This window comes from Micromonospora sp. NPDC051300 (assembly GCF_044455315.1).
GTDB classification, from domain to species: domain Bacteria; phylum Actinomycetota; class Actinomycetes; order Mycobacteriales; family Micromonosporaceae; genus Micromonospora; species Micromonospora robiginosa.
Window position 1 is genome coordinate 100,865 of sequence record NZ_JBITEP010000008.1, and the last position, 12,612, is coordinate 113,476.

Genomic DNA, 12,612 nt, shown 5'->3' on the forward strand with positions numbered 1-12,612 from the left:
CCGGTCACTCCCTCACGATCGGCACCCGGCGCGGGGGGGGCGCCCCGAGCAGGACGCCCCCGCCGCGTCTCCGCGTGGTCAGGCCAGGCGGGCGGTAAGCGTGATCTGCGCGCCCGGGGAGAGCAGCCGGGAGATCGGGCAGTTCTCCTTGGCCGCCTCGGCCAGCTTGGTGAACCCGGCCTCGTCCAGGCCCGGGGCCTGGCCGACGGTCTCCAGGTCGATGCGGGTCACGGTCATCCCCGCGTCGGTCTTGTCGAAGTGCACCTTGGCGGTCGTCTCCACCGAGGTGCCGGTGGCGCCCGAGTCGGCGAGCTGCTTGGAGAGGGCCATCGAGAAGCAGCTCGCGTGCGCGGCGCCGATCAGCTCCTCGGGGTTCGTGCCCTCACCCTCCTCGAAGCGCGACTTGAAGGAGTAGTTGCCGGACAGGCCGCCCTTGCCGGTGCGGACGGTGCCCGAGCCCTCGGCGAGGTCGCCCTGCCAACGAGCGGAAGCGGTACGGATAGGCATGGCACCGACGCTAACCGAAAGCGGGCCGCCCCGCACCGCCCGCCCGGATCGCGCTCCCGGTGACCGGGTGTCGGCTGTGCCATGATTCGACGCAGGCCCCACCGACGCCGAAGGGTGGCCGATGTCGCAGGATCTCCCGATTCCCAGACAGGACAACCGCTCCGACGGCACCACCGTGGTGGAGTGGGGCGACACCGACACCGGGACGACCTCGTCCGGCCGGGTGGGCCGGTCGCTGGCCGGACTGGGGCGCGACCACCGCCTGCCGCCGGTGCTGGCCGGGCTCGGCGCGGTCGCCGTGCTCGCCTCGCTGATCGGCGAGTGGCTGGTGATCACGGTGCCGAACGAGGGTGAGGACGGCAACACCACGTTCCGGCTGCCCAGCGGCGTCGCCGAGGTCGGCGGCTTCGGCGCCGCGTACCTCGTGGGTCTGCTCGGCCTGTCGGTCGCGGTGGCGCTGGCGTTGCGCGGCGCCCCGGCGGTGCGGCAGCACGCCCGGATCGCCGGGCTGGGCCTCGCGGCGACCCTGCTCGGCGTGCTGGTCGCGGCCGCGGCCTCCCTTCAGCAGCTCGCCCGGCGCGTGCTGTTCTTCCCCACCGAGCAGCGCCTCCAGGTGGAGCACGGCCGGGGCCTGGTGACCGCGTTCCTGGCGGTCGTGCTGCTGGCGGCCGCGCTGCACCTGAGCGGGCGGGTCGGGGACCGGGCCACCGACCGGGTGGAGACCACGGCGCCGGACGACGACGGGACGCCCGCCGACAGGCGCGGTCGACGGTGGGGCCGGGGCCGGGACGACGAGGCGCCGCCCGCGCCGGCCGACCTGACGGTGGAACCGACCAGGCCGTTCGCCGGCCCGGAACGACAGCGCTGAGCAGGGCCGACCCACCCGCACGCCGGCCACCTGATCGCCGCCGGGCATTCGCGACCGATTCGCCGGAATGCCGTGGTCGCCCCCGGTCGCGCGAGATACGGTTGCCTGCCCACCGTCCGGTGGCCGCGGCACCGAGGACCTGGTCGGCCGGCGTGACGGTGGCGGGCGAAGGAGGAACCATGACCCGCCCGGGCCTGCCCAAGCTGATCGCCACCGACCTCGACGGCACGCTCGTCCGCAGCGACGACACCGTCTCCGCGTACACCCACGGGGTGCTGGACCGGGTGCGCGCGGCCGGGATCCCGGTCGTCGGCGCGACCGGGCGCGGGCCGCGACTGGCCGAGCTGAGCCGCAACGACATCCGCGCCGCCGACTTCCTGGTGATGGCCGGCGGCGGTTGGGTGGTCGACCAGAGCGACCCGGCCGGCCCGCTGGTGCTGCGCGACGAACGCCTCCGCGGCGAGGTGCTGGCCCGTCTCCTGGCCGACCTGGAGGCCGCCGTCGGCCCGCTCACCGTGATGGTGGAGGCGTCCGGCGAGCACGACGCGCCGCTCTGGGGCGACTACCACCCGAGCTGGCCCTATCCGGACCGGTTCGAGGCGCGCAGCCGGGCCGAGTGCCTCTCCTGCGACGTGGTCAAGGCGTTCGCCCGGACCGAGGACCACCACGTCGACGAGCTGCTCGCGGCGGCCCGCCGGATCGTGTCGCCGGAGGTGGCCACGCTCACCCAGGCCGGCCTCGGCTTCGTCGAGATCTGCCCACCGGGGGTCGACAAGGCGACCGGGCTGAGCGTCGTCGCCGAACGGCTCGGGGTGGACCCGGCGGACGTGCTGGTCTTCGGCGACCAGCCCAACGACCTGCCGATGTTCGGCTGGGCGGGCTGGTCCCGGGTGGCGGTGGCGAACGCCCACCCGGAGGTCCGCGCCGCCGCCGACGAGATCACCCTGCGCAACGACGACGACGGCGTCGCGGTCTACCTGGACCGACTACTCTCCCGGTGATGGGAGAGCCACCTCGACTCGTCGCGACCGACATCGACGGCACGTTGCTGTCGGACGACCGGACGCTCAGCGCGCGCACCGCCGGGGTGCTGGCCCGGATCACCGCCGGGGGCACGCCCGTCGTGCTGGTCACCGGCCGGCCGATTCGCTGGCTCCAACTCGTGTACGACCAGCTCGACGCGCCGCTGCCGGCGATCTGCGCCAACGGCGCGGTGGTGTACGACCCGGTGGCCGACGAGGTGCTGCGCGCCGACCCGCTCGCCCCGGAACTGCTGGCCGAGGTGGCCCGCCGGCTGCGCGCCGAGGTGCCCGGGGTGAGCTTCGCGGTGGAGATCGTGGACAGCCGGCAGATGCGGCACGAGGCGCACTACCCGCTGCGCTGGGACGCCGACGCGGAGGCGATCCGGGCCGTCGAGTCGCCGGAGGAGCTGCTCGCCGCGCCGGCGGTGAAACTGCTGGTCCGCGCCGGGGAGCAGGACCCGGACGTGTTCGTCCGGGTGGTGGCCGGCGCGCTCGAGGGGCTGGCCGAGGCGACCCACTCGTCGTACAGCGGGCTGATCGAGATCTCCGCCGCGGGCGTGACCAAGGCGGCCGGCCTGGCCTGGTTCGCGGCCCGGCTGGGCGTCGACGAGCGGGACGTGCTGGCCTTCGGCGACATGCCGAACGACGTGCCGATGCTGACCTGGGCCGGTCGGGCGGTGGCGGTGGCGAACGCCCACCCGGCGGTGCGGGAGATCGCGGACGAGGTCACCGGCGCGAACACCTCCGACGGCGTGGCGGCCTACCTGGAGAAGGTCTTCGGGCTGGACTGACCGGCCGGGACGCCCGACGCGCCCCGGCCGGCGCGGGTCACAGGTACTGGCCGGGCGCGTGGCCCTCGTGGCCGCCGGGCATCCCCGGCATGCCGGGCACCATGCCGCCCGGGCCGCTGGGCAGCGCCTGGCGGCCGGAGCGCATCTGCTCCAACTGGACGCGGGCGGCCATCTGCTGGGCGACCAGCGCGGCCTGGATGCCGTGGAACAGCCCCTCCAGCCAGCCGACCAACTGGGCGTGGGCGATGCGCAGCTCACCCTCGCTGGGCGCCTGCTGCTCGGTGAACGGCAGCGAGATCCGCTCCAGCTCCTCGCGCAGCTCGGGGGCGAGGCCCTCCTTCAGCTCGACGATCGAGCGTTCGTGGATCTCGCGCATCCGGTGCCGGCTCGCGTCGTCCAGCGGGGCGGCCTTCACCTCCTCCAGCAGTTGCTTGATCATGCTGCCGATCCGCATCACCTTGGCCGGCTGCTCGACCAGGCGGGTCGGGTCCTCGCCCTTGCCCTCCTCGGTCTGCACCGTGCCGACCGGTCGACCGTCCGGCCCGACCACCACCACGGTGCCCGGGATGCCGTCGTCGTTCTGTTCGCCGTCGTGTCCGCCGGAGTGTGCTTCGGTCATGGCACCCATCTTTACCCACCCCGGCCGGGCGCACGCGCCCAGGACCGGGCAGGCTACCGTCCCGGCATGCCCCGCGACCCCCGCGACGTGCTGACCCGGCCGGCTCCGCCGCCGGACGCCACAGTCGCCTACGGCGACCACCCGGACCAGTGCGCCGACCTGCGTCGACCGGCCGGCGAAGGGCCCGCCCGGCCGCTGGTCGTGGTGGTGCACGGCGGGTTCTGGCGGGCGGAGTACGACCGCGCCCACACCGGCCCGATGGCGGCGGCGCTGGCCGCGCTCGGTCATCCGGTGGCGCAGCTCGAATACCGCCGGACCGGCTGGCCGGGCACGCTCACCGACGTGCTCGCCGGGGTCGCCGCGCTGCCCGCGCTGGCCGCCGCCGCGCTGCCCGGCCGGGTGGCGCCCACCCCGCCGGTCCTGGTCGGCCACTCGGCCGGCGGGCACCTGGCGCTGTACGCCGCCGCGCACGCCCCGCACACCGTCGGCGGCGTGCTCGCGCTCGCGCCGGTGGCGGACCTCGCCGAGGCGTACCGGCTGGATCTGGACGGTGGGGCGGTGGCGGCGCTGCTCGGCGGCGGCCCGGCCGACGTGCCCGACCGGTACGCGGACGCGGATCCATCGGCATTGGTACCGATTCAGGCACGCACGGTAGTCATGCACGGGACCCTCGACCAGCAGGTTCCGGTGTCCACGAGCCGCTCCTGGGTGGCCGCCGACCGGGCCGCCGGAGGCGACGCCACGCTGGTTGAGCTGCCGGAATGCGAGCACTTCGGGCTGATCGCGCCGGATTCGGCCGCCTGGCCCCGGGTTGTCGAGGCGTTGCGGTCCTTTCACGATGATCTTCCGGGCATTGACGCAGCGTCGTCGACCAGGTAGAACGCCGAAGGGGTGTGCACCATGGCCACCCCGGCGGGGAGGAAGTTCGGTGGCACAGATGAACCGCAGGCGGGCCCTGCAACTGCTGGCCGCGCTCGGCACCACCGGGCTCGTGGCCGGCTGCGGCTCCGGGGACGACGCGGACGAGGCCCCCTCCGGCAGCCCCATCAAGATCGGGTTGATCGCGCCCGGCAGCGGCCCCAACAAGGCCATCGGCGACGAGATCACCAACGGCTTCCAGCTCTTCCTCAGCACCCACGGCCAGCAGCTCGGCGGGCACCCGGTCACGCTGGTGTCGGCGGAGGAGGGCGACAGCGCCACGACCGGCAAGGCCGCCGTCGACCGGCTGCTCAAGGAGGGCGTGCTCGCGCTGACCGGCGTGGTCAGCCCGACCGTCATGACCGGCATCCGGGACGCCGTGGAGCAGGCCCGGGTGCCGCTGATCGGCTCCAACGCCTCGCCGGCGACGCTCCAGGGCGTCGTCTACATCTGGCGCACCTCGTACGTGCTGGACGAGCCGGGCTTCGCGCTCGGGGAATACCTGCGCCAGAACCTCGACCCGTCCAGCCGGATCGCCATCTTCGGCGCCCAGGGGCAGGGCAGCCAGGACGTCGTCGCCGGCCTGCGGCGCGGCTACGAGCAGGGCCGCCGGCTCACCGAGGATCCGATCTACACGCCCGACTACCCCAACCCGGGCAAGAGCGCCTACGCCGGCCCGATCCGCAAGGCGCTGGCCCGCAAGCCGGACGCGGTCTTCTGCCACTACACCGGCGCGCAGGCGGTGCAGTTCGTCAAGCAGCTCTACGACGAGGGCTTCCGGGGGCCGATCTACGCGCCCGGGTTCCTCACCGAGGGCACCGTGCTCGAACAGCTCGACGACGGCGAGACGGGCCGCGACCGGAAACTGATCGAGAAGTACGGCATCTCCACCGCGCTGAACTACTCGGCCGACCTGAACAACACCCCGAACCGGGTCTTCGCCTCGGCCTACCGCAAGACGTTCAACACCTCGCCGACCACCTACGCGATGGCCTCGTACGACGCCGCGCAGGTGCTGGACAAGGCGATCCGGCTGGTCGGTGGCGAACCGACCCCGTCCCAGGTCAACCTGGCGCTCGGCAAGATCGGCCAGGTCGACAGCCCGCGCGGTTCCTGGCAGTTCAACCAGCCGCGTACCCCGCAGCAGAAGTGGTACCTGCGCAAGGTGCAACTGGACGGCCGGCTGCTCTCCAACGTGGTCATCAACGAGCTGGCCACGCTGGGCTGACGCGACGAGGGGCGGCCTCCCCACCGGGAGACCGCCCCTCGCCCGTGTCCGACGTCAGTGCCGCAGCTCGGCGATGCAGCACTTCACGCTGCCGCCGCCCTTCTTCAGCTCGGCCAGCTCCACCGGCACCGGGTGGTAGCCGGCCGCCTTCAGGGTGCCGGCCAGCCGGGTGGCCTCGCTGTTCAACACCACGTTGAGACCGTCGCTGACCAGGTTGAGGCCGAAGGTCAGGGCGTCCTCGTCGTCCGCCACGACCGCGTCCGGGAAGAGCTGGTGCAGCACCCGCTGGCTGGCCGCGGAGAAGGCCCCCGGGTAGTAGACGACGTTCCCGTCGTCGATCGAGGCGAGCGCCACGTCCAGGTGGTAGAAGCGCGGGTCGACCAGGCGCAGCGAGACCACCGGCCGGCCGAGCGCCTCCTGCGCCTCGCCGTGCGCGGCCAGCTCGGTGCGGAAACCGTGGCCGGCCAGGATCAGCCCGCCGTGGGCGTCCGGCAGGTAGGCGAAGTCGCCCTCGCCCTCGTTCGTCTCGCTGGGCGCGATGAAGTGCCAGCCCTGCTCCTCGTAGAACGCCCGGTGCGCGGCGGCCTCGCCGGTCCGCTGCTCGTGCTTGAACCGGGCGCCGTAGACCGTGCCGTCGACCACGAAGGCGCCGTTGGCCGCGAAGACCATGTCCGGCAGGCCCGCCTCGGGGGTGAGCGTGTGCACGTCGTGGCCGAGCCCGAGCAGCGTCTCGCGCAGCCCGTGCCACTGCTTGACCGCCAGGTCGACGTCGACCGCCGTGGTCACGTCCATCCACGGATTGATCGCGTACTCGACCGCGAAGTGCTCGGGCGCGCACATGAGATATGTCCGCTTTCGCGGGACTCGCTGCTGGTTCACGGTCACCAAGAGTAGGTACGGTAGAACTTTGGTAACAGCCACAACCATTGCTTCCCAGAGGCGGAACGTTGCAGATCGACGCGGTCGACCAGCGAATCATTGCGTTGCTCGTGGCGGACGCCCGCGCCTCGTACGCGGACATCGGCACCCGGGTGTCACTCTCCGCCCCCGCGGTCAAGCGTCGGGTGGACCGGCTCCGCGCGGCCGGGGTGATCCGCGGCTTCACCGCGGTCGTCGACCCGGCCGCCGTCGGCTGGACCACCGAGGCGTTCGTCGAGCTGTTCTGCGCCGGCCGGACCACCCCGGCGCAGATCGGCGTCGCCGCCCGCCGGCACCCCGAGGTGGTCGGCGCGTACACCGTCTCCGGCGAGGCCGACGCGCTCGTGCACCTGCGCGCCGCCGACATCGCCCACCTGGAGGAGGCGCTGGAACGGCTGCGCGCCGAACCGTTCGTCACCTCGTCCCGCAGCACCATCGTGCTGTCCCGGCTGGTCGAGTCACCCGGCGTCGGGCCGTCCACCACGAGTTGACCTCAACCCGGCTTCACGTCGTTGACTCGGCATCGGCGAAGAATTCCGGGGAGGCGCGATGCGTGCGGTGTGGCTACGGGAGTTCGGCGGACCGGAGGTGCTGGTCCCCGGAGCGGCGCCCGACCCGGAACCCGGGCCGGGCCAGGTCCTGGTGGCGGTGGCGCACGCCAACATCACGTTCGTCGAGACGATGTTCCGGGCCACCGGCTTCGGCCCGTTCACCGGTGACCCGCCGCTGATCCCCGGCAACGGCGTCGGCGGAACGATCGCGGCGGTCGGCCCCGGCGTCGACCCGGCACTGGTCGGCCGACGCGTCGTCACCGCCACCGGCGGCACCGGCGGCTACGCCGAGCGCGTCGTCGTCGACCGGGACGCGCCGATCCCCGTACCCCCGGGGTTGCCGCTCGACCACGCGGTCGCGGTGATGGCCGACGGCCGGACCGCGCTGATGCTGGCCCGGGCGGCGGACCCGCGGCCCGGCGACCGGGTCCTGGTCGAGGCCGCGGCCGGCGGCGTCGGCACCCTGCTGACGCAGCTCGTCGCACAGGCCGGCGCGATCGTGGTGGCCGCCGCCGGCGGCCCCGCCAAGGTCGCCGTGCTCCACGCCGCCATGCTCGACGTGGTGGTCGACTACCGGGAGCCCGACTGGACCGACCGGGTACGGGCCGCCGTCGGGGCCGTCGACGTGGTCTTCGACGGCGTCGGCGGCACGATCGCCCGGGAGGCGTTCGACCTGCTCGACCCCGGTGGCCGGATGCTCAGCTTCGGATTGGCCGGTGGCACCTGGGCGGACGTGCCGGCGGACCTCGCCGCCGCCCGCCGGGTGACCCTGCTGCGGCCCCACCCCCGGCCGGACGAGCTGCGCGCGCTGACCGAGGAGGCCCTCGCCCTGACCGCGGCCGGACGGCTCCGGCCGCTGATCGGCCGGCGCTTTTCGCTGGAGCGGGCCGCCGACGCGCACGCCGCCATGGCGGCCCGCGCCACCGTCGGCAAGACCCTGCTCGACGTGGCCTAGAGGTACATGCCGGTGCGGTGCTCCTGCGCCCGCGCCGGCTTGTCCCCCTCGCCGAAGAACCGCTTGCCGCCGAACTCGCCGTGCAGCCGGTCGTCCAGCTCGTCGGCGAGGCCGGTCATCACCTGCACGGCAAGCATCAGGTGGGTGGCCTGGAAGTTGCGGCCGAAGACCGGGATCGAGGCCCACACCGTGTCGTCGGCGCAGTAGAGCCGGCCGATCGGCATCCGGTTGGTCAACTCGGAGAGCTTCACGTAGAGCCGCTCGGTCGGCTCCACCTCCGTGAGCACCGGCGAGAAGACGTCGACGAGCGGCGGATTGTCCCGGACCCGCACGAAGACCATCGCCGACCCGGCCCGGATGTTGATGTCACCGTCGGAGTCGACCTGCACCTGGTCGGCGTCGGACTTCAACATCGTCGAGACGACCGTGCGCACCCGCTCCTCCAGCGCCAGCACGTCGTTCTCACCCGCGTTGGCCGCCGCGGCGGCCAACGCCTCGTCCAGGTCGGCCTCCACGTCCCGGTCCGGGCCGAACTCGGCGCGGGCGGTGCCCAGCGGCTCCACCGGCAACGGCTCACCGTCGGCGTCGTGCACCAGATAGACCAGGAACGCCGGATGCGGGGCGCCGTAGACGTCCCGCAGCGTCCGGGACAGCACGGCGGACAGCCGGGTCGCCTCGTCCGCGCCGCAGTCCAGGCCGAACTGCTCACCGGAACCCGGCACCACACCCGGCGGCGACCAACCAAGCGCCACCATGTCGGCCACCGCCGCCCGGTCCAGCCGGTAACCCGCCGGGAGCGTGGCGTTCCCGACCGCGCGGGCCGACAGCCCGCCCTCCGCACCGGCGTCCGCGCTGACCGAGTAGACGGCGTCCCCGGTCCCGGAGGCCGTCGGGTCGAGCGTGACCTCCAGGTGCCCACCGGCGGGCAGTCCCCGCAGCCGGTCGGCCAGCGCCCGGGCGAACTCCCGCCAGGCCTCGGTCACCTTGGCCCGCAGATCGGCCGTGGTCGGCTCGTCCAGCAGGATCGACTCGTGCTGCTCCGGCGTGTCGCCGGAGGGCTCGTCGACCGGCGCCGAGGGGTGGTCTGCCGTCATGATCGCCTCCGTCCGTTCCCGCCACCCTACCCAGGACGCTTCCGGCCGGCCGCGTCACTCCGCGTCGGTGGTCCCGTCCAGCTCCACCGGCCACGAACCCGCGAGAGCGCTGAGCCGGGCGGCCGCCGCGGCCGGATCCGCGCCGCGACCCACGGCCATCCCCAACAGGTACGCGCTGACCGGCGCGCCCGGCCGCAGCACCTGGTGCGCCACGTCCCGGGCCACGTCCAGCACCGCCGACACCGGCACCTGCGCCGGGTCCAGGTCCAACTCGGCGCAGGCCGCGGTGACCCAGTCGTCCATCACCGTCATGTCGTCCACTCCTCGGCCCGGCGTACGTCCTCGTCAGTGTCGCAGTCGAACCAGGGCGGCGCGCCCGCACCGGACCAGGCGACCTCCCGGACCGTCGTGCCGGCCAGCAGCCCGCGTACCGGCGCGCCGTCTACCGTCCCGCCCCGCCGGGCCGCCAGCCGGTCGAGGGCGGCCCGCAGCGCCGACAGGCGCCACACGCCGCAGAGCTGCTGCCGGCGACCGTCGCCGTCCAGGTAACAGGCCATGCCGTCGGCCGACGCGTCGAGCGCACGCCGCAACACGGCCACCGCCTCGGCGGTGAGCAGCGGCAGATCGGCGGCGAGCAGGGCGACAGTGGGCGCGCCGGAACGCAGCAGGGCCAACCCCGCCGCCGTGGCGGCCACCGGGCCACCACCGGGCGGATCCTCCCGGGTCACCAGCACCCCCGCGGGCACCGGCCCGGACGGACCGACCACCACCCGCTCGTCCGCGTCGGCCACCGCCGCCAGCACCCGGTGCAGCATCGGCCGGCCACCGACCGGACGGGCGGGCTTGTCCACCCCGCCCATCCGCCGGGCCGCGCCGCCGGCGAGAAGCACCGCCGCGTACCCGGTCACCGCCTCACCCTACCCACGGCGCCCCTCGCGCCGGCCCGCTGCCGTCCACGGTCCGGCCGGGTGGAACGGCAACGGCGCCTCGGGTCCCTCCTGCCACCCGGCACGTGCGCGTCGGGCGGGATGCGTCGAGGTGGGAGTGCGGGTGGGACGGGCACGGGAGAGGATGGCGCCATGGGACGGGCGACGGACCGGCGAGGCGTACTGCGGATCGACCTAGAGGCGACGGGAGCCCGGCGGACCCGGGTCCGCCGGCAGGACACCCTGGCCGTGGAGGAGCCGCTGGAGATCCGGGTCGGACCGGCCGGCCCCGGTCGGCGCCGGCCGCTCGCGGTGACCATGCGAACCCCGGGCGACGACCTGGACCTGGCCGTCGGCTTCCTGCTCACCGAGGGGCTGATCCGGTCGGCCGAGGACGTGCACACCGCGCAACTGTGCGCCGGGGCGGACACCCCCAACACCTACAACGTGGTCGACGTGGTGCTCTCCCCCGGCGTGCCCGAGCCGGCGACCGACCCGGCCCGGAACTTCTACACCACCAGCTCGTGCGGGGTGTGCGGCAAGGCGAGCATCGAATCCGTGCGCACCCGCTCCCGGTTCGCCGTGCGGGAGGACCCGCTGGAGGTCACCGCCGAACTGCTGGCCGCGCTGCCCGACCGCCTGCGCGCCGCGCAGCGCGCCTTCGACCGCACCGGCGGCCTGCACGCGGCCGGGCTGTTCGACGCCGACGGCGAGCTGCTGGTGCTGCGGGAGGACGTCGGCCGGCACAACGCCGTGGACAAGGTGATCGGCTGGGCCGCCCGCGCCGACCGGCTGCCGCTGGCCGGTCACGTGCTGCTCGTCTCCGGCCGGGCCAGTTTCGAACTCACCCAGAAGGCGTGGATGGCCGGGGTCCCGCTGCTGGCGGCCGTCTCCGCGCCCAGCACGCTCGCCGCCGAACTGGCCGAGGAGGCCGGGATGACGCTCGTCGGCTTCCTCCGCGCCCCGACCATGAACGTCTACACGGGCGCGCAACGCGTCACCGGATGACCCCGGTCGGCTGGCGGCGCCGATGCGCTCAGCGGGGCGGACGACGTCGCCGCCGGCGCAGCACCGCGCCGCCGCCGTTCGCGGGCCAGCCGTCCAGCTCGGCCGGGGGCACCCCGCGGCGGAGCGCGTCGTCGAGGAGCGCCGCGAGCGGGTATTCGGGGTGGGTCGCGAGCACCCGCTCCAGTGCGACGGCCGCCAACGCGCCGTGCCCGGCCCGCCAGGCGGCGAACGAGAGCAGCGAGCCGGGCGCCGCGGTCAGGTCCGGCTCGGCCCGGCGGAAGACGTCGGTCCAGAGACTGATGTCGGCGTCCCGGCCGTCGGTACGCGACCAGGCGTGGTCGCGCACCGCGAGGTGGGTCAGGAGCACGGTCAGCCAGGCCACCTCGTCGTCGTCGAGCCGCTCGCCGCGCCGGTGTCGGCGGAACGCGGCGCGCACCGCCGCCGTACCGGCCGAGCGCACCGCCCGCCCCTCCCCGCGCCGCCCGCCGGCCGGTCCGCCGCCGGACGGTCCGCCGCCGGACGAGTCGACGCCGGACGAGTCGACGCCGGACGAGTCGACGCCGGACGGGTCGACGCCGGACGGGTCGACGCCGGTGAGGGCGGCCAGTCGGCGTCGTGCCGCACCGGTGGCCCGCCGCATCGCGAGCCGGACCGGGCCGTCGAGCGGCGCCACCTGGGCGGCCAGCGCGGCGCGATCGGGCAGAGCGACCTGACCGGCGAAGACGGCCGCCGCGCTGACCTGGCTGGCCGCCGGGTCGTAGGGGGTGCCGTCGGCCGGGCAGCAGGCCGGCTCGCCGCAGAGGTAGGACCACCAGCGGCCCTCGGTCACCCGGAGCGCGTCGAGGACGACCAGCCCGGCCGCGTCCAGCGCACCGCCGACCGCGTCCACCGCGCCGGTGACCCGGGCGGCCGGGCCGTAGCCGACGACCGTGGCGGCGTCCGCGTCCTGCCGCGCCACCACCTGGGCCAGATGTCGGGCCGCCGGGCCGGGGTCGGTGCCCGGTTCGGGCAGGTCGCCCCGGGCGGCGAAGACCACGCGCCGGCCCCGCACCGCCACCACCACGACGCTGTCGGCGGGGTGGAACCCGAGCAGGTAGGGCACGGCGGCGACCAGGTCGGCCGGCGAGCGGACGGAGAGGCGGGGACGCTCGGTCGAGTTCATGCCGGGAGCCTGCGAGGCGCCCGGTCGCGGCGGAAGACCCTGTGG

General features: G+C 74.7%; 15 protein-coding genes. 8 read left to right on the forward strand and 7 right to left on the reverse strand.

Annotated features, from left to right (window positions below; genetic code table 11):
* Positions 1-78: 78 nt before the first annotated feature.
* Positions 79-507, reverse strand: a complete 429-nt coding sequence (locus ACIA5A_RS11650; RefSeq protein ID WP_181570928.1) for an OsmC family protein — start codon at positions 505-507, stop codon at positions 79-81.
* 121 nt (positions 508-628) lie between these two features.
* Between ACIA5A_RS11650 and ACIA5A_RS11655 the strand changes: the two genes are divergently transcribed.
* From ACIA5A_RS11655 to ACIA5A_RS11665, 3 genes are all read left to right on the forward strand, one after another.
* On the forward strand, positions 629-1,375 hold the full coding sequence (locus tag ACIA5A_RS11655) for a hypothetical protein (protein WP_396759769.1): 747 nt from the start codon (positions 629-631) through the stop codon (positions 1,373-1,375).
* A gap of 179 nt (positions 1,376-1,554) precedes the next feature.
* Positions 1,555-2,376, forward strand: coding sequence for an HAD family hydrolase (locus ACIA5A_RS11660; protein WP_396759772.1), 822 nt, complete (start codon positions 1,555-1,557; stop codon positions 2,374-2,376).
* Positions 2,376-3,188 carry an HAD family hydrolase gene (locus ACIA5A_RS11665; protein WP_396759775.1) on the forward strand — a complete coding sequence of 271 codons (813 nt, stop codon included), beginning with the start codon at positions 2,376-2,378 and terminating at the stop codon, positions 3,186-3,188. The genes ACIA5A_RS11660 and ACIA5A_RS11665 overlap by 1 nt, the downstream gene beginning before the upstream one ends.
* Positions 3,189-3,225: 37 nt before the next feature.
* Here the strand turns inward: ACIA5A_RS11665 and ACIA5A_RS11670 are convergent, their stop codons facing one another.
* On the reverse strand, positions 3,226-3,816 hold the full coding sequence (locus tag ACIA5A_RS11670) for a bacterial proteasome activator family protein (RefSeq protein ID WP_396759777.1): 591 nt from the start codon (positions 3,814-3,816) through the stop codon (positions 3,226-3,228).
* A 57-nt stretch (positions 3,817-3,873) separates the two neighbouring features.
* On the opposite strand from ACIA5A_RS11670, the gene ACIA5A_RS11675 reads away from it, so the two are divergent.
* Positions 3,874-4,686 (forward strand): alpha/beta hydrolase family protein, encoded by an 813-nt coding sequence (locus ACIA5A_RS11675; RefSeq protein ID WP_396759780.1) that lies wholly within the window; start codon positions 3,874-3,876, stop codon positions 4,684-4,686.
* A 49-nt stretch (positions 4,687-4,735) separates the two neighbouring features.
* On the forward strand, positions 4,736-5,953 hold the full coding sequence (locus tag ACIA5A_RS11680; RefSeq protein WP_396759782.1) for an ABC transporter substrate-binding protein: 1,218 nt from the start codon (positions 4,736-4,738) through the stop codon (positions 5,951-5,953).
* 54 nt (positions 5,954-6,007) lie between these two features.
* Here the strand turns inward: ACIA5A_RS11680 and ddaH are convergent, their stop codons facing one another.
* Positions 6,008-6,841 (reverse strand): dimethylargininase, encoded by an 834-nt coding sequence (ddaH, locus tag ACIA5A_RS11685; RefSeq protein ID WP_396759785.1) that lies wholly within the window; start codon positions 6,839-6,841, stop codon positions 6,008-6,010.
* A 59-nt stretch (positions 6,842-6,900) separates the two neighbouring features.
* Between ddaH and ACIA5A_RS11690 the strand changes: the two genes are divergently transcribed.
* Complete coding sequence (locus tag ACIA5A_RS11690) at positions 6,901-7,362, forward strand: Lrp/AsnC family transcriptional regulator (protein ID WP_396759788.1); 462 nt, start codon at positions 6,901-6,903, stop codon at positions 7,360-7,362.
* Between the two features lie 58 nt (positions 7,363-7,420).
* Positions 7,421-8,377, forward strand: a complete 957-nt coding sequence (locus ACIA5A_RS11695) for a zinc-binding dehydrogenase (RefSeq protein ID WP_396759791.1) — start codon at positions 7,421-7,423, stop codon at positions 8,375-8,377.
* Here the strand turns inward: ACIA5A_RS11695 and ACIA5A_RS11700 are convergent.
* Genes ACIA5A_RS11700 through ACIA5A_RS11710 form a run of 3 tightly spaced genes read right to left on the reverse strand, consistent with a single transcriptional unit; the run spans position 8,374 to position 10,379 of the window.
* Entirely contained in the window at positions 8,374-9,471 is a 1,098-nt protein-coding gene (locus tag ACIA5A_RS11700) for a T3SS (YopN, CesT) and YbjN peptide-binding chaperone 1 (RefSeq protein ID WP_396759794.1), read from the reverse strand. The two genes, ACIA5A_RS11695 and ACIA5A_RS11700, sit on opposite strands and share 4 nt — an antisense overlap.
* Positions 9,472-9,525: 54 nt before the next feature.
* Positions 9,526-9,783 carry a DUF6457 domain-containing protein gene (locus ACIA5A_RS11705; RefSeq protein WP_396759797.1) on the reverse strand — a complete coding sequence of 86 codons (258 nt, stop codon included), beginning with the start codon at positions 9,781-9,783 and terminating at the stop codon, positions 9,526-9,528.
* Complete coding sequence (locus ACIA5A_RS11710; protein ID WP_396759800.1) at positions 9,780-10,379, reverse strand: molybdenum cofactor guanylyltransferase; 600 nt, start codon at positions 10,377-10,379, stop codon at positions 9,780-9,782. The genes ACIA5A_RS11705 and ACIA5A_RS11710 overlap by 4 nt, the downstream gene beginning before the upstream one ends.
* A 171-nt stretch (positions 10,380-10,550) precedes the next feature.
* On the opposite strand from ACIA5A_RS11710, the gene fdhD reads away from it, so the two are divergent.
* Entirely contained in the window at positions 10,551-11,405 is an 855-nt protein-coding gene (fdhD, locus tag ACIA5A_RS11715; RefSeq protein WP_396759803.1) for a formate dehydrogenase accessory sulfurtransferase FdhD, read from the forward strand.
* Between the two features lie 28 nt (positions 11,406-11,433).
* Here fdhD and ACIA5A_RS11720 read toward each other — a convergent pair whose 3' ends face one another.
* Positions 11,434-12,567 (reverse strand): DUF4192 domain-containing protein, encoded by a 1,134-nt coding sequence (locus ACIA5A_RS11720; protein ID WP_396759806.1) that lies wholly within the window; start codon positions 12,565-12,567, stop codon positions 11,434-11,436.
* Positions 12,568-12,612 lie beyond the last annotated feature (45 nt).